25 protein-coding genes are annotated in these 21,134 nt (G+C 66.5%); 5 read left to right on the forward strand and 20 right to left on the reverse strand.

All coding sequences use genetic code 11. The features are described 5' to 3' along the window. Positions 1 to 199: 199 nt before the first annotated feature. From gloA to metG, 10 genes are all read right to left on the reverse strand, one after another. Entirely contained in the window at positions 200 to 580 is a 381-nt protein-coding gene (gene gloA, locus ACFOJE_RS18855; RefSeq protein WP_377816350.1) for a lactoylglutathione lyase, read from the reverse strand. 144 nt (positions 581 to 724) lie between these two features. Then, the gene (locus ACFOJE_RS18860) at positions 725 to 904 is read right to left on the reverse strand and encodes a PA3496 family putative envelope integrity protein (protein ID WP_377816351.1); all 180 of its coding nucleotides are present in this window, start codon (positions 902 to 904) and stop codon (positions 725 to 727) included. 104 nt (positions 905 to 1,008) lie between these two features. Then, positions 1,009 to 1,647, reverse strand: coding sequence for an endonuclease III (gene nth / locus ACFOJE_RS18865; protein WP_377816352.1), 639 nt, complete (start codon positions 1,645 to 1,647; stop codon positions 1,009 to 1,011). 80 nt (positions 1,648 to 1,727) lie between these two features. After that, the gene (locus ACFOJE_RS18870; protein ID WP_377816353.1) at positions 1,728 to 2,441 is read right to left on the reverse strand and encodes an electron transport complex subunit E; all 714 of its coding nucleotides are present in this window, start codon (positions 2,439 to 2,441) and stop codon (positions 1,728 to 1,730) included. After that, the gene (rsxG, locus tag ACFOJE_RS18875; RefSeq protein ID WP_377816354.1) at positions 2,438 to 3,109 is read right to left on the reverse strand and encodes an electron transport complex subunit RsxG; all 672 of its coding nucleotides are present in this window, start codon (positions 3,107 to 3,109) and stop codon (positions 2,438 to 2,440) included. The genes ACFOJE_RS18870 and rsxG overlap by 4 nt, the downstream gene beginning before the upstream one ends. Before the next feature lie 3 nt (positions 3,110 to 3,112). Beyond that, a complete protein-coding gene (locus ACFOJE_RS18880; RefSeq protein ID WP_377816355.1) occupies positions 3,113 to 4,141 on the reverse strand; it encodes an RnfABCDGE type electron transport complex subunit D in 1,029 nt (342 codons plus the stop codon). Between the two features lie 61 nt (positions 4,142 to 4,202). After that, positions 4,203 to 6,497, reverse strand: a complete 2,295-nt coding sequence (rsxC, locus tag ACFOJE_RS18885) for an electron transport complex subunit RsxC (protein ID WP_377816356.1) — start codon at positions 6,495 to 6,497, stop codon at positions 4,203 to 4,205. After that, complete coding sequence (gene rsxB, locus ACFOJE_RS18890) at positions 6,494 to 7,069, reverse strand: electron transport complex subunit RsxB (protein WP_377816357.1); 576 nt, start codon at positions 7,067 to 7,069, stop codon at positions 6,494 to 6,496. The genes rsxC and rsxB overlap by 4 nt, the downstream gene beginning before the upstream one ends. Further along, positions 7,066 to 7,650, reverse strand: coding sequence for an electron transport complex subunit RsxA (gene rsxA / locus ACFOJE_RS18895; protein WP_377816358.1), 585 nt, complete (start codon positions 7,648 to 7,650; stop codon positions 7,066 to 7,068). The genes rsxB and rsxA overlap by 4 nt, the downstream gene beginning before the upstream one ends. 164 nt (positions 7,651 to 7,814) lie before the next feature. After that, the gene (gene metG / locus ACFOJE_RS18900; RefSeq protein ID WP_377816359.1) at positions 7,815 to 9,860 is read right to left on the reverse strand and encodes a methionine--tRNA ligase; all 2,046 of its coding nucleotides are present in this window, start codon (positions 9,858 to 9,860) and stop codon (positions 7,815 to 7,817) included. Between the two features lie 143 nt (positions 9,861 to 10,003). Here metG and apbC point away from each other — a divergent pair, with 143 nt between their 5' ends. The 3 genes from apbC (at position 10,004) to ACFOJE_RS18915 (ending at position 12,030) form a co-directional block, all read left to right on the forward strand. Continuing rightward, positions 10,004 to 11,098, forward strand: coding sequence for an iron-sulfur cluster carrier protein ApbC (gene apbC, locus ACFOJE_RS18905; RefSeq protein ID WP_377816360.1), 1,095 nt, complete (start codon positions 10,004 to 10,006; stop codon positions 11,096 to 11,098). Between the two features lie 111 nt (positions 11,099 to 11,209). Then, the gene (gene dcd, locus ACFOJE_RS18910) at positions 11,210 to 11,776 is read left to right on the forward strand and encodes a dCTP deaminase (RefSeq protein ID WP_377816362.1); all 567 of its coding nucleotides are present in this window, start codon (positions 11,210 to 11,212) and stop codon (positions 11,774 to 11,776) included. Positions 11,777 to 11,874: 98 nt separating this feature from the next. Further along, a complete protein-coding gene (locus ACFOJE_RS18915; protein ID WP_377816363.1) occupies positions 11,875 to 12,030 on the forward strand; it encodes a hypothetical protein in 156 nt (51 codons plus the stop codon). Between the two features lie 10 nt (positions 12,031 to 12,040). Here the strand turns inward: ACFOJE_RS18915 and ACFOJE_RS18920 are convergent, their stop codons facing one another. Together ACFOJE_RS18920 and ACFOJE_RS18925 are read right to left on the reverse strand one after the other, a co-directional pair. Beyond that, positions 12,041 to 12,712, reverse strand: coding sequence for a phosphoribosyltransferase (locus ACFOJE_RS18920; protein ID WP_377816364.1), 672 nt, complete (start codon positions 12,710 to 12,712; stop codon positions 12,041 to 12,043). Positions 12,713 to 12,716: 4 nt separating this feature from the next. Next, positions 12,717 to 14,057 (reverse strand): erythromycin esterase family protein, encoded by a 1,341-nt coding sequence (locus ACFOJE_RS18925; RefSeq protein ID WP_377816365.1) that lies wholly within the window; start codon positions 14,055 to 14,057, stop codon positions 12,717 to 12,719. Positions 14,058 to 14,248: 191 nt separating this feature from the next. Here ACFOJE_RS18925 and ACFOJE_RS18930 point away from each other — a divergent pair, with 191 nt between their 5' ends. Continuing rightward, complete coding sequence (locus ACFOJE_RS18930; protein ID WP_377816367.1) at positions 14,249 to 14,491, forward strand: hypothetical protein; 243 nt, start codon at positions 14,249 to 14,251, stop codon at positions 14,489 to 14,491. 166 nt (positions 14,492 to 14,657) lie between these two features. Here the strand turns inward: ACFOJE_RS18930 and ACFOJE_RS18935 are convergent, their stop codons facing one another. The 4 genes from ACFOJE_RS18935 to ACFOJE_RS18950 all read right to left on the reverse strand — a co-directional run bounded on the left by ACFOJE_RS18935 (position 14,658) and on the right by ACFOJE_RS18950 (position 18,476). Next, positions 14,658 to 17,189 carry a penicillin acylase family protein gene (locus ACFOJE_RS18935; RefSeq protein ID WP_377816368.1) on the reverse strand — a complete coding sequence of 844 codons (2,532 nt, stop codon included), beginning with the start codon at positions 17,187 to 17,189 and terminating at the stop codon, positions 14,658 to 14,660. Positions 17,190 to 17,308: 119 nt separating this feature from the next. Further along, positions 17,309 to 17,764 (reverse strand): DUF2489 domain-containing protein, encoded by a 456-nt coding sequence (locus tag ACFOJE_RS18940; protein ID WP_377816369.1) that lies wholly within the window; start codon positions 17,762 to 17,764, stop codon positions 17,309 to 17,311. A gap of 20 nt (positions 17,765 to 17,784) precedes the next feature. After that, a complete protein-coding gene (locus tag ACFOJE_RS18945) occupies positions 17,785 to 17,970 on the reverse strand; it encodes an SEC-C metal-binding domain-containing protein (RefSeq protein ID WP_377816371.1) in 186 nt (61 codons plus the stop codon). After that, on the reverse strand, positions 17,967 to 18,476 hold the full coding sequence (locus ACFOJE_RS18950) for an LEA type 2 family protein (protein WP_377816372.1): 510 nt from the start codon (positions 18,474 to 18,476) through the stop codon (positions 17,967 to 17,969). Before ACFOJE_RS18950 ends, ACFOJE_RS18945 begins: the two co-directional genes overlap by 4 nt. A 228-nt stretch (positions 18,477 to 18,704) precedes the next feature. Here ACFOJE_RS18950 and ACFOJE_RS18955 point away from each other — a divergent pair, with 228 nt between their 5' ends. After that, the gene (locus tag ACFOJE_RS18955; protein WP_377816373.1) at positions 18,705 to 19,250 is read left to right on the forward strand and encodes a hypothetical protein; all 546 of its coding nucleotides are present in this window, start codon (positions 18,705 to 18,707) and stop codon (positions 19,248 to 19,250) included. A gap of 24 nt (positions 19,251 to 19,274) precedes the next feature. Here the strand turns inward: ACFOJE_RS18955 and ACFOJE_RS18960 are convergent, their stop codons facing one another. From ACFOJE_RS18960 to ACFOJE_RS18975, 4 genes are all read right to left on the reverse strand, one after another. Further along, entirely contained in the window at positions 19,275 to 19,496 is a 222-nt protein-coding gene (locus ACFOJE_RS18960) for a hypothetical protein (RefSeq protein ID WP_377816374.1), read from the reverse strand. Between the two features lie 28 nt (positions 19,497 to 19,524). After that, positions 19,525 to 20,019: a YchJ family protein gene (locus ACFOJE_RS18965; protein WP_377816375.1), complete on the reverse strand. Its 495-nt coding sequence runs from the start codon at positions 20,017 to 20,019 to the stop codon at positions 19,525 to 19,527. A gap of 7 nt (positions 20,020 to 20,026) precedes the next feature. Continuing rightward, the gene (locus tag ACFOJE_RS18970; RefSeq protein WP_377816376.1) at positions 20,027 to 20,524 is read right to left on the reverse strand and encodes a DUF6231 family protein; all 498 of its coding nucleotides are present in this window, start codon (positions 20,522 to 20,524) and stop codon (positions 20,027 to 20,029) included. Between the two features lie 80 nt (positions 20,525 to 20,604). After that, a complete protein-coding gene (locus ACFOJE_RS18975; protein WP_377816377.1) occupies positions 20,605 to 21,069 on the reverse strand; it encodes a CopD family protein in 465 nt (154 codons plus the stop codon). Positions 21,070 to 21,134 lie beyond the last annotated feature (65 nt).

Genomic DNA, 21,134 nt, shown 5'->3' on the forward strand with positions numbered 1-21,134 from the left:
GTGTGGGGTTTCCCCATGTGAGAGTAGGTCATCGTCAAGCGCCTATCCCGAACCCCCGACTGGCACCTGCCGGTCGGGGGTTCGTCTTTGCGCCGGGAAAAAAGAGCGCAGCCCACCCGAGGTGACGGCCTCCATGGCTCGCCGTGTCGGCGGAGCAGACAAGGCCATCCGGAGATGGCCTTGGCGGGAGCATGCGGAATTATTCCTGGATGAGTTCGATCTTGTAACCGTTCGGATCGGTAACGAAGGCGATGATGGTGGTACCATGCTTCATGGGGCCAGGCTCCCGGATCACATTACCACCGCTTTTCTTGATGTCTTCGCATGCTTTAAAGATGTCATTGACGCCAATAGCGATATGACCGAACCCAGTACCTAGTTCATACTCCTCTACTCCCCAATTGTAGGTTAGTTCGAGAACGCTATTCTCTTCTTCTCTTCCATAGCCGACAAAAGCCAGTGTGAATTTGCCTTCAGGATAGTCGTGCTTTCGAAGAAGGGTCATGCCTAGGATTCGTGTATAAAAGTCGATGGATTTATCGAGATCGGCAACGCGAAGCATGGTGTGAAGAATACGCATATTAATCCCCAATGTCTGATCCAACTTGGGTGGATAATATATCGCATGAAAAGCAAATCCGAGGAATGCCTCGGATTTGCGTTCAGTCTTCTAGCCCTGGGGCTAGAGATGAGAGGTCTCTTATGGAGGAGAGGAAACTGACAGTCAGATATCGAAATCGTAATCGGCAATATCTTTCTGGAGACGACGTTCCTCAAGGTAGTTGTCGATAATCCGGCGCTTGGTCAGATTAGTCTTGGCAACTTCGACTTCACTTTCGGTGTCCTCTGCATCGTCAGCAACAAAGTCATCATCGAGTTCAATTTCGGCTTTGTCAGTGGCCATATTTTCACTCCTGGCTACGGGCGCTATGGCGCACCTTATAGCGACAAAGTTAGAGTGGGTAAAAAAGATTTTTTCAATTGAAATCTGCTGGTTGTAAAGAAAATTCAATCATCGGATGTCTTGTGTTTGTACTCGCAGAGATCCTCGATGCGGCAACTACCGCATAACGGTTTGCGAGCCTTGCAGACGTATCGGCCATGGAGAATGAGCCAGTGATGGGCATCCAGCAGGTACTCCTTGGGTACCAGCCTCACTAGCTTGCGCTCTACTTCTAGGACGTTCTTGCCTGGCGCGATGTTGGTACGGTTGCTGACTCGGAAAATATGCGTGTCCACGGCCATGGTGAAGTGTCGGAAGGCCGTGTTGAGCACGACGTTGGCGGTCTTGCGACCTACCCCGGGCAGGGCTTCTAAGGCCTCGCGATTGTCCGGCACCTGGCTGCCGTGCTTCTCGATCAGGATGCGGCAGGTCTCGATGACGTTTTTCGCCTTGCTGTTGTAGAAGTTGATGGTCTTGATGTACTCGCTCAGGCCCTTGACCCCAAGGGCATAGATTGCTTCCGGGGTATTGGCTATCGGAAAGAGCTTGGCGGTTGCCTTGTTGACTCCCACGTCGGTTGCCTGGGCGGAGAGGATCACGGCGATCAGCAGCTCGAACGGCGAGTTGTAGACCAGTTCAGTGGTGGGGTGGGGATTGTCTTCCTGGAGACGGCGGAAGATCTCCCGACGTTTTTCAGCATTCATGAATCGTCAATACGCTCCGGGCTAGGACTGCATAAACATAAATAAGCTCTGCTTTCCACCCACTGGATACACGCCGTGGGTCATTCGATCACTCCGGTGACCCGAACCCGGCGACTTTCGGTTGTGGCGGGCCTGGGCTGGGGCTTGGCCTGTTCGGCCAGACGCTCGTCGATGCGGTTCTTCAGGGCGATCAGGAGGCCGAGGGCGATGAAGGCACCGGGAGGCAGAATCGCCAGCAGGAATCCCTGGTAATCGCCGATCAGGGTGATCTTCCAGCTTGCGGCCAGCGGGCCGAACAACAGTTGCATGTTGGCGAACAGCGCTCCGGTGCCGAGCAATTCGCGCAACCCGCCCAGAACTAGCAGAACCGTGGCAAAGCCGCAGCCCATCATCAGCCCGTCGAAGCCCGCCTGCAGCGGGTTGTGTCGGGCAGCGAAACCATCGGCCCGTCCGAGGATCACGCAGTTGGTGGTGATCAGCGGAATGAAGATGCCGAGGATCTGGTAGAGGTCGTAGGTGAAGGCCTGCATCAGGAGTTCGATGCAGGTGGTGAGCCCGGCGATGATCATCACGAAGACCGGCAGGCGCACTGCAGTATTGGTCACGCTGCGTACCAGGGATACGGCGATGTTGGAGCAGGCCAGTACCAGGATGGTGGCAAGGCCCAGGCCGACGGCGTTGACCGTGGAATTGCTCACCCCGAGCAGCGGGCAGAGGCCCAGCAGCTGCACCAGCGCCGGATTGTTTCGCCACAGGCCGTTGAGGCCGAGTTCGCGGTAGCTGGTATCGCTCATGGCTTGCTCCCTTGCGGCTCGTCAGTTGGTGGGTTGTGCGGGGCCTTCGCGCTCAGCAGCGTAGCCCGGTTGGCGGTGAAATACTCGAGGGCCTGGTGAACTGCCTTGACCACCGCGCGCGGGGTGATGGTGGCGCCGACGAACTGATCGAACTGTCCGCCGTCCTTCTTCACGGCCCAGCGCGCTTCGCCTGGATCGTCCAGGGACTTGCCCGCGAAACCGAGGATCCAGGGACTCTTCGCCAATTCGATCTTGTCCCCCAGGCCCGGGGTTTCCCGGTGGCCGATGACACGCACTCCCGCCAGTCGCCCATCGGTTAGGATGCCGATCAGCAGCTGAATGGCACCGCTGTAGCCGTCCGGGGCAGTGGCACGCAGGATGACGGCACTGGGTTGTCCGTCCTTGAAGGCGATATACGCGGACTGCGGACCCCGATGGCCGAGCATGGGCTCGTTGAGCTGGATGCTGTCGGCAAGCAGGTCATTGTCATAGCTGCCGGGCGGCAGGATCTCGCCCAGCGCCCGAACCTGGGCGTGGTGCTCGGCGGCACGGATGCGCTCGGCGGTGGCCTGGCGAAGCAGGGTGACGCTGCCGACCGTGATGATCGCGAACAGGCCCAGAACCAGGCTGTTCTTCAGTATCGAGCGGCCGACTTCGGGCATGGGCATGGCTTAGTCTCCCAGCTTGAAGCCGCGTTCGGGCTTGCTGTGGCCGTAGGTGCGGGGGCGGGTGTAGTAGTCGATGGTCGGCGCGGCGAGGTTCATCAGTAGCACGGCGAAGGCCACGCCGTCCGGATAGCCGCCCCAGGTGCGGATCACGTAGACGAGGATGCCCACTCCGGCGCCGAAGATCAGCCGTCCACGGTTGCTGGTCGCGCCGCTGACCGGATCGGTGACGATGAAGAAGGCGCCCAGCATGGTCGCGCCGCTGAACAGATGGAACAGGGGCGAGCCGTTGGAATCCGAGCCCGAGCCGTTCCAGAACAGCAGACTCATGACGAAGAGTGCGGCGAGCATTCCGACCGGGGCGTGCCAGCCGAACAGCCGCTTGTGGAGCAGGAACAGGCCACCGGCGAGAAAGGCCAGATTCACCGTCTCGGCGCCCCATCCCCCGATCAGGCCGAAGGCCGGGCTCTGCCACAGCTCCTCGACGGTCAGGCTCTTGTTGGTCTTCAGCACGTCCAGCGCGGTCGCCTGACTCCAGCCATCGGGCAGTGCGGTAATGCCGAGGATATGCCGGATGCCTTCGAGCATGCCCACACTATGGGGCGTGGGCCAGGCCGTCATCTCTTGGGGGAAGGAAATCAGCGCCACGACATAACCGACCATGGCCGGGTTGAACGGGTTCTGTCCGAGTCCACCGTACAGTTGCTTGGCGAAGGCGATGGCGAAGGCACAGGCGACGCAAGTCAGCCACCAGGGCGAGTAGGGCGGCAGGGCGAGGGCCAGCAGCACGGCGGTGACCAGGGCGCTGCCGTCGCTGAGGAAGAAGCGCACCGGGCGCTTGCGCAGGGACAGCACCGCCGCTTCCGCACCCAGCGCGACGGCGCCGGCCCAAACCAGATTGATCAGGGTGCCGATGCCATACAGCCAGGTGAGGGCAAGCACCCCGGGCAAGGTGGCCAGCAATACCTGTTGCATGACCTTCTGGGTGCGGTTGCTGCCCTTGGTGTGGGGCGACGTGATGCGGGGCAGGGCCATTGGCTCTCCGGAGATTCAGTCTGTTCGCGGGCGGTCGATGCTTGGTTCTGCCAGGCAGGCGTCAGTCGCCCTTTGGATCGGCTTCAGTGTGGGCCTGCAGCCTGTGCTCGACACTGGCCAGTCGTGCCCGTGCGGCGTCCAGCGCGGCCGGATCGGCGTCCACCTTGCGCTCCAGCCTGTGCAGGTCGGCACGGGCGTAGGCCAGTTCGGTCTTCAAGGCGCGACTCGTTTCGTCGATCGGTCGTTTGTCGACGCGTACCAGTTGTGGCACCGGTTTGCCCGAGGCTTCCTCGGCGGCATGCAGAGCCTGTTCGGCGCTGGCGAGGGCCGCTCGCAGCGGGGCCCGTTCGGCTTCGTCGGTGCCCGCACGTTCGGCTTTCTTCAGCTCGCTCCGCCGCAGCGCCAGCTCGATCTTGGCCTTTTTCAGCGCCTCTTCGCCCTCGCTCCGGACGACCGGAGCCGGGCTCTGTGCAGCGAGGGCCCTGTCGACGGCGGCCAGTTGATCGCGCAACCGCTCCAGCTCCGCCGCCTGTTCGGCGCTCGGCTGTTCGAGTTTCTCGAGCTTGCGGACCTGCACGCGCAGCATCGCCGCCTCGATCTTGGCCTTCTTCTGCGCCGCCTCGTCGGCAGGCTGGGCTGCCGACGGCAGGGGTGGCGGCGCCTCCTGCATGGCGGCCTCGAGTGCTTTCCGTGCGGCTTCGGCGGCCTCGCGCAGATCCTTGACCTGGGCTTCCAGCTCGGCCGTGGCGTGCAGGGCCAGCTGCTTCTCGGCCTTTTTCAGGGCGACCTGGGCCATGCTAGCCTCGATCTTCAGCTTCTTCTGCCGCTCGGCCAGCTTGTCCGGAACTGAGGCGACGGTGTTCGGCTGATGCGGTACGGAAGCGCTTTCCGCCTGGCTCGCCTTGACCCGGGTGGCCCGCTCGGTGCGTGCCTTGCGCTCGGCCTCCTTCAACTCCTCGGCCTTGCGCAGGCGCTCCTGGCGCGACTCGAAGCGCTGCCGGGAATGCTCGGCCTTCTGCTGGCGATGCTCCAGCTCGCGGATCTCCGCCTTGGCTGCGCGGTAGTACTGCACCAGCGGCAGGTTGGACGGGCAGACATAGGCGCAGGCGCCGCATTCGATGCAGTCGAACAGGTCGTGCCGCCGCAACTGCTCGTGTTCGTGGCCGAGGGCGAAGTAATGCAGCTGCTGCGGCAGCAGGCTGGCCGGGCAGACGTCGGAACAGTCGCCGCAGCGAATGCAGGGCAGAGCCGGCGGCGGAGGCGGCAGTTCGCTGCGGGTGGGCGCCAGAAGGCAGTTGCTGGTCTTGATCAGCGGCACGTCCATGGAGGGCAGGGTGATGCCCATCATCGGGCCGCCCATGATCAGGCGATCGAGCTTGCCCGGCTCCAGCCCGGCGAAGGCGAGCAGCTCGCCCACCGGGGTACCGAGCAGCGACTCGACGTTCATCGGCCGTGCCAGGGCTTCGCCGGTCAGGGTGACGATGCGCGAGATCAGGGGCCGGCCGAGGATGACCGCGTCGTGCACGGCGACGCAGGTGCCGACGTTCTGGCAGAGCATGCCGATATCCGTCGGCAGTCCGCCGGAGGGCACCTCGACGCCGGTGAGGACCTGGATCAGCTGCCGCTCGCCGCCGGAAGGATACTTGGTGGGAATCGCGCAGACCGCGTAGGGGCGTTCCCCGACCGCCGTGCGCACCGCGGCGATGGCCTCGGGCTTGTCGTCCTCGATGCCGATCAGTACCCGCTCGGGGCCGAGCAGGTGGGCGATGATCTCGATGCCGCTGACCAGTTCGGCGGCTCTTTCTCGCATCAGGACATCGTCGGCGGTGATGTAAGGCTCGCACTCGGCGCCGTTGACGATCAGGGTATGGATCTTTTCGTCGTGCGGCCGGGCCGCCAGTTTCACCGCGGTGGGAAAGCCGGCCCCGCCCAAGCCGCTGATGCCGGCCTGGCGGATCTTCTCCAAGAGAACTTCGGGCGCCAGGGCGCGGTAGTCGGCGCAGGGTTCGAGAGCGATCCACTCCTCTCGGCCGTCGCTGTCGATGACGATGGCCGGCGCGAGCATGCCGGAGACGTGAGGGTAGGGCTGGGGCCCGACGAAGCTCACGCTCCCCGAGGTCGGGGCGTGCAGCGGCGCGCTCACCAGGCTGCCGGCGGCGGCGATGGGCTGGCCCTTGAGCACGCGCTGGCCGACCTCGACCAGCGGCTCGGCCGGCGAGCCGACATGCTGGCTGAGCGGCAGGACCAGCCGGCGAGGCAGCGGGGCCCGCTGGATCGGCGTGCGGGTGGATTGTTCCTTGCACGACGGCGGATGGATGCCGCCATGGAAATCCCAGAGTCGTTGCCTGTCGCTCATGCCGCTTGCTCCCGATCGCTGGCGATCAGCCGGCCGGGCGGCAGGGGCTGCTCCCATTTCCAGTTCTGCACCGTGCCGGCCAGGGGAAGCATGTCGATGCAGTCCACCGGACAGGGCTCGACGCACAGATCGCAGCCGGTGCATTCGGCGGCGATCACCGTGTGCATCTGCCGCGCGGCGCCGACGATGGCGTCCACCGGGCAGGCCTGCAGGCACTTGGTGCAGCCGATGCACTCGGCTTCTCGGATGTAGGCGACCCGCGGCGGTCGCTCGCCTTCTGGCGCATCCAGCGGTTCGGGCACCACATCCAGCAGTTCGGCGAGTGCCTGTATGGTGGCCTCGCCGCCCGGCGGGCACTTGTTGATCTTGTCGCCGCCGGCGATGGCCTCGGCGTAGGGCTTGCAGCCGGGATAGCCGCACTGGCCGCACTGGGTCTGCGGCAGCAGGGCGTTGATCCGCTCGGCGATCGGGTTGCCCTCGACCCGGAAGCGCACCGCCGCATAGCCGAGCAGCGCCCCGCAGACCAGGCACAGCAGGAGCAGGGCGAGGACGGCGGTGAGGACCGGGCTCATGGCTTGATCAATCCGGAAAAGCCCATGAAGGCCAGGGACATCAGCCCGGCGGTGACCAGGCCGATGGCGGCGCCGCGGAACGGCTTGGGCACGTCGGCGATGGCGATGCGCTCGCGCATGGCGGCGAACAGCACCAGCACCAGGGAGAAGCCCAGACCGGCGCCGAAACCGTTGGCGGTGGCGGTGAGGAAGCCGTATTCGGCCTTGTTGGCGTTGAGCAGAGCCACCCCGAGGACGATGCAGTTGGTAGTGATCAGCGGCAGGAAGATGCCGAGTACGCGATAGAGCAGCGGGCTGGTCTTGTTCACCATCATCTCGGTGAACTGCACGACCACGGCGATCACCAGGATGAAGCCGATGGTGCGCAGGTACTCCAGGTCCAGCGGCTTGAGCACGTACTGCTGCAGCAGATAGCTGCATATGGAGGCCAGGGTCAGGACGAAGGTGGTGGCCAGGGACAGGCCGATGGCGGTCTCGATCTTCTTCGATACGCCCATGAACGGACACAGGCCGAGGAACTGCACCAGCACGAAATTATTGACCAGGATGGCGCTAACCATGATCAGGGCGAGTTCGGTCATCGCGATGTCCGGGGGCTGGCAGAGGGGCTGGGGTAAAGGGGATCCATTATCCGGAAGCGCCGGGGGGCGGACAAGCTGGCGCGGTCGTCCGCAAGGGCGTGCGGACACGCCCGGTGCCGGGTGGCGCGCGGGTCGGGCGAAGGAGGCCGACCCGCGTACGGGGCTTACATCACCCGCTGGCCCGGCTTGGCGCCGGCATCGGGGCTGAGCAGGAAGATTTCCTTGCCGCCGGGGCCGGCCGCCAAGACCATGCCCTCGGAAACGCCGAACTTCATCTTGCGCGGGGCCAGGTTGGCCACGTAGAGGGTCAGGCGGCCCTCCAGTTCAGCCGGGTTCGGATAGGCGCTCTTGATCCCGGAGAACACGTTGCGCTTCTCGTCGCCGATGTCGAGAGTCAGGCGCAGCAGCTTCTCCGCCCCCTCGACCAGCTCGGCCTTCTCGATCAGGGCGATGCGCAGGTCCACGGCGGCGAAGGCGTCGAAGTTGATCTGCGGGGCCAGCGGCTCCTTGAGCAGCTCGCCGTTGCCCTGCTTCGGCGAAGAGCCGGTTTCCGCCGCGGCCAGATCTTCCTTGGAGGCTTCCACCATGGCTTCGATCTTGGCCGGCTCGATGCGGGTCATCAGCGGGGTGAAGGCATTCAGCGGGTGGTTGGCCAGCGGGGTCGCCAGGTCGGCCCAGGTCAGCGGGGCAACGTTGAGGAAGGCCTCGGTGGCCTCCGCCAGCTTCGGCAACACCGGCTTGAGCAGGATCACCAGCTGGCGGAACAGGTTCACGCCGAGGGCGCAGATGGCCTGCACCTCGGCCTGCTTGCCTTCCTGCTTGTTCAGCGCCCAGGGCGCCTTGTCGGCGATCCAGGCGTTGGCGCGGTCGGCCAGAGCCATGATCTCGCGCATGGCGCGGGCGAAGTCGCGGGCCTCGTAGGCCTCGGCGATGGACGGCGCGGCGTTCTGGAAGGCGGCCCACAGCTCGGGCTCGGGATTGGCCTCGACCAACACGCCGCCGTTGCCCTTGTGGATGAAGCCGGCGCAGCGGCTGGCGATGTTGACCACCTTACCCACGAGATCCGAATTGACCTTCTGCACGAAGTCCTCGAGGTTGAGGTCGAGGTCGTCGACGCCGCGGGACAGCTTGCTGGCGTAGTAGTAGCGCAGGTACTCGGGATTCAGGTGTTCCAGGTAGGTGCGCGCCTTGATGAAGGTGCCGCGGGACTTGGACATCTTCTGCCCGTTCACCGTCAGGTAGCCGTGCACGTTGAGCGCGGTCGGCTTGCGGTAGCCGGCGCCTTCCAGCATCGCCGGCCAGAACAGGGCGTGGAAGTTGATGATGTCCTTGCCGATGAAGTGGTACAGCTCGGCCTCGGAGTCCTTGCCCCAGAAGGCGTCGAAGTCCAGCTCCGGACGGCGTTTGCAGAGGTTGGCGAAGCTGGCCATGTAGCCGACCGGCGCGTCCAGCCAGACGTAGAAGTACTTGCCCGGCTCGTCGGGGATCTCGAAGCCGAAGTAGGGCGCATCGCGCGAGATGTCCCACTCCTGCAGGCCGGCGTCCAGCCATTCGGCGATCTTGTTCGCCACCGATTCCTGCAGGGCGCCGCTGCGGGTCCATTCCTTGAGCATGGCCTCGAAGTCCGGCAGCTTGAAGAAGAAGTGCTTGGACTCCCTGAGCACCGGGGTGGCGCCGGAGATGGCCGAGCGCGGGTCCTTCAGTTCGGTCGGCTCGTAGGTGGCGCCGCACTTCTCGCAGTTGTCGCCGTACTGGTCCTCGGCGCCGCATTTCGGGCAGGTGCCCTTGATGAAGCGGTCCGCCAGGAACATGCCCTTTTCCGGGTCGAAGTACTGGGTCACCGAACGGGTGGCGATGTGCCCGGCATCGCGCAGACGGGTGTAGATCAGCCCGGCGAAATGGCGGTTCTCTTCCGAGTGGGTCGAGTGGAAGTTGTCGAAGTCGACCAGGAAGTCGGCGAAGTCGGCGCTGTGCTCGGCCTGCACGTTGGCGATCAGCTGCTCCGGGGTGATGCCTTCCTTCTCCGCGCGCAGCATGATCGCCGAGCCGTGGGCGTCGTCGGCGCAGACGTAGACGCACTGGTTGCCGCGCAGCTTCTGGAAGCGCACCCACATGTCGGTCTGGATGTACTCGAGCATGTGGCCGAGGTGGATCGAACCGTTGGCGTAGGGCAGAGCGCTGGTGACGAGAATCTGACGGGCTTCGGACATGGTGTTCTGCAGTCGGGATTGCGGGAGGAAAGTCGTCAACTATAAAGGCGCGACGCTTTTTTTTCATCCGCGGCCGCATTGGGCGCCGGCGCTTTAGCGGCTAAGATACCTGCCAGTTTTACTTGGTCTTTTGGGGAGTCACCATGTCCGTCACCCGCGAAGCGATCGAAGGCGCCCTGCGCCAGTACACCGATCCGCACCTGAACCAGGACCCGGTCAGCGCCGGCTGCGTCCGCGACATCGCCATCGCCGGCGACCAGGTGCGTGTGCACCTGGTGCTCGGCTACGCCGCCGGGCTGTTCAAGAGCGGCCTGGCCCAACTGCTGCAGATGGCCCTGGAAAAGATCCCCGGCGTGGCCCGGGCCGAAGTCCGCGTCGATTGCGTGATCGAGCCGCACAAGGCCCAGGACCAGGTACCGGCGCTGGCCAGCGTGAAGAACGTCATCGCCGTGGCTTCCGGCAAGGGCGGAGTGGGCAAGTCCACCACCGCGGCCAACCTGGCCCTGGCCCTGGCCCGCGAGGGCGCGCGGGTTGGTGTGCTGGACGCGGACATCTACGGCCCGAGCCAGGGCATCATGTTCGGCATTCCCGAGGGCACCCGGCCGCAGGTGAAGGACCAGAAATGGTTCGTGCCGCTGGAGGCCCACGGCGTGCAGGTCATGTCCATGGCCTTCCTCACCGACGACAACACCCCCATGGTCTGGCGCGGGCCGATGGTTTCCGGCGCCCTGCTGCAGCTGATCACCCAGACCGCCTGGAACGACCTCGATTACCTGGTGGTGGACATGCCGCCGGGCACCGGCGACATCCAGCTGACCCTGGCGCAGAAGGTGCCGGTGGCAGGCAGCGTGATCGTCACTACGCCCCAGGACCTGGCCCTGCTCGATGCCAAGAAGGGCGTGGAGATGTTCCGCAAGGTCAACATCCCGGTGCTCGGCGTGGTGGAGAACATGGCCGTGCACATCTGCTCCAACTGCGGCCATGCCGAGCACCTGTTCGGCGAGGGCGGCGGCGAGAAGCTGGCGGCCCGCTACAACGTCGAGCTGCTCGCCTCCCTGCCGCTGTCCATGGACATCCGCAGCCAGGCCGACGCCGGCCGGCCGACGGTGATCGCCGATCCGGACGGCCCGGTGGCGCAGATCTATCAGCAGATGGCGCGCAAGGTCGGCGCGCGCATCGCCCAGAGCGGGCAGATCGTCGCCCAGTCCATGCCGAAGATCGTGATCAGCGAGGATTGAGCCCCGCGCCCGGCCGCCGCTGCGCCGCACCGGCCGGGCTTTGAACCCGAGGGGCCGGCCCGGTAAGATGCGCCCTCCCTTTCGTCAACAGCCCAGTCAGGACCCGTCGCCATGAGCATCAAATCGGACAAGTGGATACGCCGCATGGCCCAGGAACACGGCATGATCGAGCCCTTCGTCGAGCGCCAGGTGCGCACCCAGGGCAGCGCGCCGCTGATCTCCTACGGCGTGTCCAGTTACGGCTACGACGTGCGTTGCGCCGACGAATTCAAGGTGTTCACCAACATCCACTCGGCCACCGTCGATCCCAAGCACTTCGACGAGAAGAGCTTCGTCGACGTGAAGGGGCCGGTCTGCATCATCCCGCCGAACTCCTTCGCCCTGGCGCGCACCGTCGAGTACTTCCGCATCCCGCGCAACGTGCTGACCATCTGCCTGGGCAAGAGCACCTACGCCCGCTGCGGCATCATCGTCAACGTCACCCCGCTGGAGCCGGAGTGGGAAGGTCACGTGACCCTGGAGTTCTCCAACACCACCACCCTGCCGGCGAAGATCTACGCCAACGAGGGGGTGGCGCAGATGCTCTTCCTCGAGTCCGACGAGCCCTGCGAGGTCTCCTACAGGGACCGCGGCGGCAAGTACCAGGGCCAGACCGGCGTCACCCTGCCCAAGGCCTGACCGGGCCGCTCGGCGGCCCGTCGGAATTCCCGGCGGGCGCCGGACTCTACCGACTGTAGCTCTGGGCGGCGCATCGCCCACAACCGTCGGAGGTCGTCATGGATATCCCGAACCCGTTCGAACCCCTCCTTCGCCAGTCCTGGCCGCCCGCTGCCTCGCCGCGCGATCAGCAGGAGCCCGGCGAGCCGACCCAGCCCACCGAACCCGGCGAACCCACCCGTCCCGACCAGCCGCCGCCGGCGCCTGTGGCCTGAGTCCTGGCATTCAGGCGGCGTGCTGTGCCTCGGCGAGCAGGTCGATCGCTTCCTGCTCGCTGGTTTCGGGGAATTCGGCATAGTGCTGGCCGACCGACACGAAGGGATCGGGCATGGCCAGGCAGATCGCCTCGTCGGCCAGCTGCCGCAGATCCTCGATGACCGCCCGCGGCGCCACCGGCACCGCCAGCACCAGATGCTGCGGGCCGGCCTTGGCCAGGCCGCGCAGCGCGGCGCGCAGGCTGCCGCCGTGGGCGATGCCGTCGTCGATCAGGATCACGCAGCGGTCTTTGGCCTCGGGCACCGGACGTTCGCCGCAGTACAGCTGGCGGCACTGCTCCAGCTCCCGCAGCTGACGCTGCGTCTGTACCTCCAGCCAGCCGGCCGGCGGGTGAAGCTGACGCATCACCTCCCGGTTGAGCACCAGTTGCGGGTCGGCGCCGTAGACCAGTGCCCCGATGCTTAGGGATTGGTAGCCGGGCGCGCCGATCCGGCGCACCAGCAGCAGATCCAGATCGGCCTCCAGCTGGCGGGCGACCTCGAAGGCGACCGGAATGCCGCCCGGCGGCTGGGCGAGTACCAGCGGATGTTCTTCGGCATGCGGCGCCAGGGCTTCGGCCAGTTCCAGGCCGGCGCTGCGGCGGTCGCGAAACCGGTGGGGAAGAGGGCCGTTTCCGGGCATGTCCTTATTCTCCGAACGGGTAGGTTTCGGCTTCCCCCGCATGCGGCCGGCGCGGCCCCAGGGGAGTGACGGCGTGGGTTTCCTCCAGCCAGATCCAGGCATCGAACTGTTCGGCCAGCACCGCTTCGAAGTAATGGCTCTGGCGCTCGCTCTCGGGCCGGTAGATCACGCCGATGGCCCGCTCCAGCAGGGTCTCCGACAGGACGTCGCGCAGCTCGTCGCGGCCCTCGCCGCGCCAGTCGGTGAAGGAGGCGGACAGGCCGGTGCGCAGGAAGCGCTGTTCCCAGCTGTCCCGCCGCGAGGGGCGCACCCACTTGATCTGCATCGGTTCGTCCCAGTTGCTGGCGGCGGCTACTTCGCCGCGGTCGGTGCCCATGCCGATCAGTACTGCCTCCCCGCCCCAGGCCGTGCGGCAGAGTTCGCCGATGTTGAATTCGCCGGCCCAGCCCATGGCCGTCGCGCCGGCATTGCCGATGTGCGAGTTGTGCGCCCAGACCACCGCCCTGGCCTGCGGGCCGCGGTGCTCCAGGAGGCTGCGCAGGGTGTCGAACATGTGCCGGTCGCGCAGGTTCCAGGAGGCGGTCGAGCCGTGGTACATGGTCCGGTAGTAGTGCTCGGCGGCCCGCACCACGCGGGCATTCTGCGCGGCGTCGAAGAACGCCTCGCCGTTGTGGCCGAGCCGCTCCAGGCGCTGTTCGAGCAGGCTGCGCAACTGCTCGACCACCTGATCCTCGCAGGACTGCTGGCCATACAGCACGCTGCGACCGTATTGCGCGGGGGTGTCCTGCCAGGGCGTCAGGCAGCCGTAGCGCTGCCGGGCGGCCTGCGCCGCCTGCGGATCGATCTTGTCCAGATAGGCCAGCACGGCTTCGATCGAGGCGCCCAGGCTGTAGACGTCCAGGCCGCGGAATTCGACGCGCCGCTCCAGGGGCAGGGCCTGGTTGTGGCCGGCCAGCCAGTCGCAGAACGAAGCGACCTCGCGGTTGCGCCACATCCAGGTGGGGAAGCGTTCGAAGGCGTCGTACTTCCAGTCGGCCGGCTCCTGCCAGCGCACGTGGCGGTCGATCTGCGCGGCGTCCGGCCAATCCGCCTCGACGGCGACTATATTGAATCCATGCTGTTCGATCAGCCGGCGGGTGATGGCCGCGCGGGTGCGATAGAACTCGGAGGTGCCGTGGCTGGCCTCGCCGATCAGCACCACGCGGGCATCGGCGTAGCGGTCGAACAGTTCGGCGAACGCCTCGGTTTCGAGGGCGGGCAGGGGGCAGGCGCTGCGACGCAGGACTGCCAGGCATTCGTGCTCGCCGGGCGGAACGGCATACCGGGTGTCGGAACGAAGATTCATGGCAACCTCCGCAAGCTCTTTTCCCTGCTGACCGGGCCCGGGACGCAGGGTTCCGGGCAGTACGGGATTACCAGAAAAGCCTAGTCATTGTTGGCGGCTTGGCGAACCGATCGATTCGAGCGGGTCTAATCCTTGGCACCTGGCCGAGACCGGGAGCGTCTACATCAGGGGTTACAGCGGAGGAGCATGCTATGGCTAAGTGGACGATCACCTTCAACAAGGACGGTAATACGGTGAAGATGGAAACCGAGTCGGCGACCAAGCCCAGCGTTGACGAGGCCAACGTCAAGGTGCTGGAGCTGGCCGAACGCGAGGGCTACGAGCGGCAGGGCGAGGCGGAGTCGCCCGAGGCCGAGAAGGAACCGGCCGTGCGCCTGCTCGAGCGCTACGGCATCACCCTGACCGGCATCGCCGAAGCGGAATCCAGTGAGTGATTGAATGATAAAGAGGCCGGACAGCCTCCCGGCCAAGCCATGGTCGACGCCACTTGCTTTGCCGCTTCGTCATCGGATCAGAGGGTGCGCCGGGGACGCACCCTCGTCTGACGGAGAAGTCGCTCCCGGCGGCAAGCCCCTCCCCGAATCCGTCCCCTTCCGCCCGTCACCGTCCGGTCGGCACCAGTAGCAGCCGCCGAGTGCCGTATGCCTTGTCCAGGTTCTGCGCCTTGAAGGGGAAGCTCGCGTATTGCCCCTTGAGCCAGGCGTCGATGCCGTCGGCATAGTGCGGACTGGCCGGGTTGCCGGACTGGCCGGTGCCGATCTGGCCCAGCATGGGTTCCTCGCGGGCGAAATCGACGACCAGCCGCATGGACGGCGCCAGCCAGACGTCGAAGTCCTGGCCCCAGCGATAGGCCGCGGCGTTCAGCGTGTCCTGGTCGCCGCCGGCCGGGACCGGGCCGCGATCGAGGAGGCCGCCCAGCGCATGCAGTTCGCCGCGCTGGCCGACGCTCAGGTAGGGCGCCAGACGGGTGCCGTCGCTGATCCAGCGGTAGGGGTGCAGCTTGCCCCATTGCCAGGCGCTGTGCTGGCTGCCGAGTCGCTGCTCCAGGTATGCCGTGGCGGCCGCCAGGCTGCGCGCCAGGATGGCCGGCTTGTCTTCCTTCTGCGGGGTGCCGACGTCGTCCCAGAACGGGCTGTCCTCGCGGCCGAGCAGGTGGTCGGCTTGGGCCGAGTAGGAGAGGTCTGACATCTGCAGCAGCGCCTGCCAGGCGGCGCCGTCGTCCGGCCCGAGCTCGTCGAGGAATATCTGCCGGGCGCTCTCGCGGAGGAAGGCACTGTACAGGGCGGCATCGGCCGAGTCGGCGGCGAGCCGGCCGTCGAACGCCAGCAGGCGGGTCAGGGCTTCGCGGGCCTGGCCGGCCTTGGCCGGCGGCAGCGCGTCGATGGCCTGCCGCAGGGCTCCGGCCATGCCGGGGGCTTCGAGCATCGCCTTGAGCCTGGCGGCGAAGGTCGAGGTCTGGTCGTACTGCATGGCGATCATGCTCTGGGTGTCGTGGCGGCCGCGCCCGGCCAGTTCGGCGATGCGCTCGGCGCGCCCCGGCGAGTACCAGGAGTTGGACAGCTGCATGCCGTAGCCGCGCGGCACCGGGCGCTGGTTGGCGGTGCCCAGCCAGCCCTGCATCGGGTCCTGGTCGTAGGGGTGGAGCATGGGGTCGGCGAAGCCGTCCCAGTCGTAGCGGCCGTCCCAGCCGGGCGAGGGCAGCAGGCCGATCCCGGCGCGGCGGTTGGGATAGCGGCCGGTGACCTGCCAGCCGATGTGCCCGGCGTCGGCGAACACCAGGTTCAGGGCCATGGCGCGCAGCTCGCCGGCGGCGGCGAAGGCCTGGTCCACCGAGCCGGCCTGGGACAGGCGGAAGAAGGCGTCGAGGCTATTGTCGCCGTCGAACGGGATGCTCTGCAGCGCCAGACCGTAACGGCTGCTCAGCTGCAGTTCGTGCCTGCGCTCGCCGAGCGCATCGTTCAGCAGGGGGCCGTGGGCGGTCTCGTAGAAGGTCTCGCGGCGCGGCTTCTCGCCCTTGACGAGGAAGGTCTCCTGCCGTTCGCGCAGCGGCTGCCAGCGGTCGCTGGAGCGATAGTAGAGGCGTCCGCCCTCCTGCTTGAGCTGTTCGAGGAACAGGTCCTGGGTGTCGGCCATGACCATGGTCATGCTCCAGGCCAGCTTGCCGTTGAAGCCGGCGGCTACCGCCGGCAGACCGGCGACGGAAACCCCGGCGGCCTGGAATTTCGGCGAGCGGATCTGCACGAAGCTCCACAGCGAAGGCAGCGTCAGCGGCAGGTGGGTGTCGTTGGCCAGCAGGCTCTTGCCGTGGCGGCTCTTCTGCGGGGCGATGGCCCAGTTGTTCGAGGCGGCGACGCCGAGCGGGAGCAGGCCGGCGATCCGGGTCCTGGTCCGGCTCAGCTCGGCGAGGCCTGGAACCCGGCCGCTCAGATCGAGTCCGGCGAGCTTCTTGGCTTCCTCGAACGGCAGCGGCTCGTCGGGATAGCTCGGCGTCAGCCAGGCCAGCTTGTCGGCGCCGACCTTCTGCGCCAGCGACAGGGCGGCGAGCTCCTCCTGCAGGTTGGTCGACAGGCTGAAGTTGACCAGGCAGAACAGCAGCGCCGAATCCTGCGCCGTCCAGTATTCCGGTCGATAGCCGGTCGCGGCGATATCCGCCGGCAGCTTGCCGCGGTGCTGGTACAGGTAGGCGTTGACGCCACGGGCATAGACCTCGAAGACCTGCCGGGTCTGTGGCGAGGCGCTCTTCAGCAGCGCCTCGGCGCTGCGCTTGAGGCTCAGCGCGCGCATGAAGCGGTCGATCTCGAGCACGCCGGGGCCGTGCATCTCGGCCAGCCTGCCGCCGGCCAGCAGGCGCATGCCGAGCATCTGGCTCAGGCGGTCGCTGGCATGCACGTAGCCCAGGGCGAACATGGCGTCATGGTAGTTCCGGGTCTCGATCAGCGGCATGCCCTGGGCATTGCGCCGGACCGCCACGCTGTCGGCCAAGCCCTGGAGGCGCACGATGCCCTGTTCCGGCGGCAGGCTGTCGGCATAGCGCCGCTCGACCAGCGACTGGCAGCCGCCGATGCCGAGCAGGGACACGAAACCGGCGCCGAGCGCCAGGCGGGACAGGGGACGAAACAGGCGCGATCGCATGCAGCAAGCTCCTTGATACGGTGGGCTCGAGCTGTCGGGGAGAGGGGCCGGCCGCAGGCCGGTCTCGGCGGGCGCCTAAGGTAGGGAGCCGACGTGCCGCTGGCAAGCGGTACGGGGCTTTATTTGCGCGGCGGCAGGGCCTCCTCGAGCAGCCAGTGGGCGCAGTTGCGCGCGGCGGCTTTGTGCTGCAGTTCGAGGGCGTTGAACAGGGCCTCGAAGTGCCGCCGCTCGGCCTTGTCCAGGGCCGACCAGTCGGCATGGGTGGGCACGTGGGCGCTGGCCTCGTAGAGCTGCTGGAAGACCTGGCAGCGCTCGCTCTGGCTCAATTGCGGGTCGTAGTGATCGAGGAGCACCTTGATGCGGATGGCCCCCTCGATCAGTGGTACCTGCTCGTCCAGAAGACTGCCGGCGAGCAGGCGCAGATGACCGGCGAGCAGGGCGCGGCGCTCCTGCTCGGCGGCCGCCAGGGCGCTCTGCCGGCTCCAGACCTGACGCCAGAGCGCGAACGCCACGCTGCTCAGCGCCAGTACGATCAGCAGGGCGCTCAGCAACAGGCCGACGACCAGCGTGCTCATGCCGGCGGTTCAGTGGCGGTTCAGGCGCCGTGGCACTTCTTGAATTTCTTCTGGCTGCCGCAGGGGCAGGGATCGTTGCGCCCGACGTCCTTCAGCGGATTGCGTGTCGGTTCCTGGGCGTGGTTGCAGTCCGGCCCGTGCACGTGATGGTGGTGATCGTGGTCATGGTTGCAGTGCGGACCGTGGACATGGGGTTCTTGGCTCATAGCGGGGCCTCGTCGGTTATGAAGTCGCCCGGCATTATCTCTCCATTGTGGGTAAGCCGCACCGTACGTCCGAACAGCAGCCCGGTCTTGGCCTCCCCGCGCAGCCGGTAGGGGATCGGTCTGTCGCGGTCCTCCAGCAGTTTCACGATTGACCGCAGATGCCGCCAAAGGTTGGTTCTGACCGGCACTTCGAACTCTTCGTAGCTGCGGCCCGGGATGGTGAACCAGTGGCTCCATTCGCCCTCGGCCAGCTTGATGTCCTTCAGGTACAGGGTGTAGTTCAGACCGCGCACGAGCAGACGCCCGCTCCCCGGGTTGTCCATGCGAAAGCGCAGGACGAAGGACTGCTCGAGCAGGCGGGCCTTGACCAGCTCGACTCTGACCAGTTGCAGCTCCGGGTCATCCGCGCGCTCGGCAGCCCGGACGGCGCTGGTGCACATGCCCCAGAGCGTGCTGCAGAGCAGCATGAAGCCGAGTAGTCGCGAGATGTGCACCCGAAAAGACATGCAGAACTCCAAAGGGGACCTCAGTGTATCAACAAGCGGTTGCCTGATCGTCGTGCGCGTCAGGAAAGGACCCGGGCATGACTCGTGGGTCGGCTTATCTTACAGCATGGTAGCTTTTTGACGGCAGCGTGCCGCGTCAATGAAATGCTTCGCAGAACCTCGCTCCAGACGTGTTTGACCCGGCGGGACTGCGCCATACTTCCGGGCGAATGGGACAAGAGTATGACCATGAGCCGTTATCAGATCGTTTTCTCCGGCCAGACGGCCGCCGGCGCGGTGCGGGCGCAGGTCCAGGCCGACCTGGCGCGCCTGTTCCGCGCCGATGCCGCCCGCATCGCCACGCTGTTCTCCGGCCGCCGGATCGCCATCAAGGGCAACCTGGACGCCGCCGAAGCTGAGAAGTACCGCACCGCCCTGGCGCGGGTCGGCGCCCTGGTGGAGGTGCTCCCCGAAGGCGCTCCGGAGGCTGCGGTCTCGGCGCCGGCAGCTGCCGATGCCGGTCGGTCGGCGGACTCCGCACCGGTCGCGCGGGGCAGGCTGCAGGTGCAGCCGCGGGACGAGTACATGGCCGCCTTCGCCGCGGTGGACGCACCGGACTTCGGCGTCGCTCCGCTGGGTGTCGATCTGCAGGAGGCCCGGCCCGAGTCGCCGGCCCCCGAGCTGGACCTGGACCGGTTCAGCCTGGCGCCGGTGGGCAGCGACATGGGACAGGCGCCGGCGAAGCCCGCCGGGCCGCCGCCGGACATCTCCCACCTCAGCCTGCAGCGGCCCTGAGCGCTGGCGGCACAGTAGCTGGGGTCAGCTCGCGTGGCCGGCCGAATTGCAATGGATGCAGCCGCTGGCCGCCCCGTATCCCCTGGCCTTGGCTATCTGCACGGCCTGTCTGCCGGAGAGGAAGGTGCCCAGGAATTCGTACTCGTCGGGGAACTGTGGGCAGCCGTAGCGATGCACCCGGTAGTTCCCCTGTTCGTCCGGGCGAACGTCGACGCAGAACAGCTCGAAACGGCTTCGTCCGTTCATGGCTCGTCGTGCCGGGTTCCCTTGGCCTTCATCCGGTAAAGGCGAAGGCGCAACACTTCTTGAACTTCAGACCGCTGCCGCAGGGGCAGGGATCGTTGCGGCCGGTTTTCAGCGGCACGGTCGGGTCGATGAAGTACCAGCGGCCGGCATGCTGCACGAAGGCCGAGCGTTCGTGGTGGGCATGTTCGCCATGGACGTCGTGCCAGCGTGCAGTGAAGCTGACGAAGGCGTGTTCCGGCTGGCCGCCGATCAGCTCGGCGCTTTCCACCTCCAGCCCGAGCCAAGTGCTCTGCGTGCTCCAGGCGCGGATCGCCTCCAGGTCGAGGGCTGCCTGCTGGGCGGGCAGGGTGGTGTCCCGCAGATAGTCCACGTCGCCCAGTACGTAGGCGCTGTAGCGCGAGCGCATGAGGCTCTCCGCACTGGGAGCGTGGGCGCCGGCCAGGTAGCGGCCGCAGCAGTCGGCGTGCGGGTTGCCGCTGCCGCACGGGCAGCTCGGGCCGGGGAATCGCTCGGGGGATGTCATGGGCTTTTCACCACCAGTACTTGCCGAAGTTTTCCGGGTTGGCCCAGAACTTGGCGTTCAGCCAGTCCGGTACCTGCTTGTAGTCGAGAATGTCGTAGGTGAACAGGGTCAGGATCTGCTCATCGCGCTGGAAGCGTTCGCTGGCCTGCAGGCCCAGGGCGAACAGGTTGGTTTCCTTCCAGCCGCAGGCGGCCAGGTCGACCAGTACGGCCAGACGGCTGGCGTTCAGGTTGCGGATGCCGCCCAGCAGCTCCAGGCCGGTGCGCTTGGGCAGGTGCTCCAGGCAGTCGGCCAGTATCGCCAGCTCGAAGCGTCGGCCGGCCAGTTCGGCCGGCAGCTGCCCGGCCGGGCAGCGGGCGACCTGCGCCTGCGGGTGGGTCTGGCAATAGGCCGCGAGGGCGGGCAGGTCGGTGGCGCCGACCAGTAGCAGGCGCTCGGGGGCGTAGCGCTCGAGCAGGGCAGCGAGGGCCTGCTGGGGCGTGCGGGAGGAAAAACTGTCGGTCATCGATAATCCTCGGTGATCTGCGCAGACTAGCCTAGTGGCCGGTGGAGTGCGCGGTGGGGCGGGGCGGTGCCGGGGCCGGCTCAGAACTGCGGACGGGCGGCGGCGATGGCCACCACCAGCAGGCCGAGCAGCAGGTTGGTCCCCACCACCCGGCGAATCCGCGCCAGTGCCGCGCCGCCGGTCGGCCAGTCCTGCGCCGCCACCGCTCGGCGCAGCTGCGGCAGTTGCAGTAGCTGGACGCGCAGGAACAGGGCGAGCATGACGATGTACAGCCCCATCATCACGTGCACGTAGCGCGGCATTCCGCCGAAGCCGGCGAAGCGCAGGTGCAGCAGGGCGACGCCGCTGGCCGGCAGCAGCACCACCGCCAGCCAGACCCATTGGAAGAAACGGCGGAACACCTCGGGCCAGAGCGTCAGGCGCGCCGGCGCCTCCAAGGTGGCGACCGTGGCGGGGCGCAGGATGGTCCAGGCGAAGAACATGCCGCCGACCCAGATCAGGGCGGCCAGCACATGCAGGGCGTAGGCGAGGGCAAAGGGCGTCATTCGGCAATCTCCGGTGGCGGTCAGCGAAACCCGCGCTATCATAGCCGCCCATCGCGAACCCTGAA

It is taken from the genome of Azotobacter bryophylli (assembly GCF_042643485.1).
In the GTDB taxonomy this organism is placed as follows: domain Bacteria; phylum Pseudomonadota; class Gammaproteobacteria; order Pseudomonadales; family Pseudomonadaceae; genus Azotobacter; species Azotobacter bryophylli.

What these genes read in the sequence shown, in the direction of transcription:
- gloA (WP_377816350.1), bottom strand. Translation starts at nt 580, where the DNA reads ATGCGTATTCTTCACACCATGCTTCGCGTTGCCGATCTCGATAAATCC.
- ACFOJE_RS18860 (WP_377816351.1), bottom strand. Translation starts at nt 904, where the DNA reads ATGGCCACTGACAAAGCCGAAATTGAACTCGATGATGACTTTGTTGCT.
- nth (WP_377816352.1), bottom strand. Translation starts at nt 1,647, where the DNA reads ATGAATGCTGAAAAACGTCGGGAGATCTTCCGCCGTCTCCAGGAAGAC.
- ACFOJE_RS18870 (WP_377816353.1), bottom strand. Translation starts at nt 2,441, where the DNA reads ATGAGCGATACCAGCTACCGCGAACTCGGCCTCAACGGCCTGTGGCGA.
- rsxG (WP_377816354.1), bottom strand. Translation starts at nt 3,109, where the DNA reads ATGCCCATGCCCGAAGTCGGCCGCTCGATACTGAAGAACAGCCTGGTT.
- ACFOJE_RS18880 (WP_377816355.1), bottom strand. Translation starts at nt 4,141, where the DNA reads ATGGCCCTGCCCCGCATCACGTCGCCCCACACCAAGGGCAGCAACCGC.
- rsxC (WP_377816356.1), bottom strand. Translation starts at nt 6,497, where the DNA reads ATGAGCGACAGGCAACGACTCTGGGATTTCCATGGCGGCATCCATCCG.
- rsxB (WP_377816357.1), bottom strand. Translation starts at nt 7,069, where the DNA reads ATGAGCCCGGTCCTCACCGCCGTCCTCGCCCTGCTCCTGCTGTGCCTG.
- rsxA (WP_377816358.1), bottom strand. Translation starts at nt 7,650, where the DNA reads ATGACCGAACTCGCCCTGATCATGGTTAGCGCCATCCTGGTCAATAAT.
- metG (WP_377816359.1), bottom strand. Translation starts at nt 9,860, where the DNA reads ATGTCCGAAGCCCGTCAGATTCTCGTCACCAGCGCTCTGCCCTACGCC.
- apbC (WP_377816360.1), top strand. Translation starts at nt 10,004, where the DNA reads ATGTCCGTCACCCGCGAAGCGATCGAAGGCGCCCTGCGCCAGTACACC.
- dcd (WP_377816362.1), top strand. Translation starts at nt 11,210, where the DNA reads ATGAGCATCAAATCGGACAAGTGGATACGCCGCATGGCCCAGGAACAC.
- ACFOJE_RS18915 (WP_377816363.1), top strand. Translation starts at nt 11,875, where the DNA reads ATGGATATCCCGAACCCGTTCGAACCCCTCCTTCGCCAGTCCTGGCCG.
- ACFOJE_RS18920 (WP_377816364.1), bottom strand. Translation starts at nt 12,712, where the DNA reads ATGCCCGGAAACGGCCCTCTTCCCCACCGGTTTCGCGACCGCCGCAGC.
- ACFOJE_RS18925 (WP_377816365.1), bottom strand. Translation starts at nt 14,057, where the DNA reads ATGAATCTTCGTTCCGACACCCGGTATGCCGTTCCGCCCGGCGAGCAC.
- ACFOJE_RS18930 (WP_377816367.1), top strand. Translation starts at nt 14,249, where the DNA reads ATGGCTAAGTGGACGATCACCTTCAACAAGGACGGTAATACGGTGAAG.
- ACFOJE_RS18935 (WP_377816368.1), bottom strand. Translation starts at nt 17,189, where the DNA reads ATGCGATCGCGCCTGTTTCGTCCCCTGTCCCGCCTGGCGCTCGGCGCC.
- ACFOJE_RS18940 (WP_377816369.1), bottom strand. Translation starts at nt 17,764, where the DNA reads ATGAGCACGCTGGTCGTCGGCCTGTTGCTGAGCGCCCTGCTGATCGTA.
- ACFOJE_RS18945 (WP_377816371.1), bottom strand. Translation starts at nt 17,970, where the DNA reads ATGAGCCAAGAACCCCATGTCCACGGTCCGCACTGCAACCATGACCAC.
- ACFOJE_RS18950 (WP_377816372.1), bottom strand. Translation starts at nt 18,476, where the DNA reads ATGTCTTTTCGGGTGCACATCTCGCGACTACTCGGCTTCATGCTGCTC.
- ACFOJE_RS18955 (WP_377816373.1), top strand. Translation starts at nt 18,705, where the DNA reads ATGAGCCGTTATCAGATCGTTTTCTCCGGCCAGACGGCCGCCGGCGCG.
- ACFOJE_RS18960 (WP_377816374.1), bottom strand. Translation starts at nt 19,496, where the DNA reads ATGAACGGACGAAGCCGTTTCGAGCTGTTCTGCGTCGACGTTCGCCCG.
- ACFOJE_RS18965 (WP_377816375.1), bottom strand. Translation starts at nt 20,019, where the DNA reads ATGACATCCCCCGAGCGATTCCCCGGCCCGAGCTGCCCGTGCGGCAGC.
- ACFOJE_RS18970 (WP_377816376.1), bottom strand. Translation starts at nt 20,524, where the DNA reads ATGACCGACAGTTTTTCCTCCCGCACGCCCCAGCAGGCCCTCGCTGCC.
- ACFOJE_RS18975 (WP_377816377.1), bottom strand. Translation starts at nt 21,069, where the DNA reads ATGACGCCCTTTGCCCTCGCCTACGCCCTGCATGTGCTGGCCGCCCTG.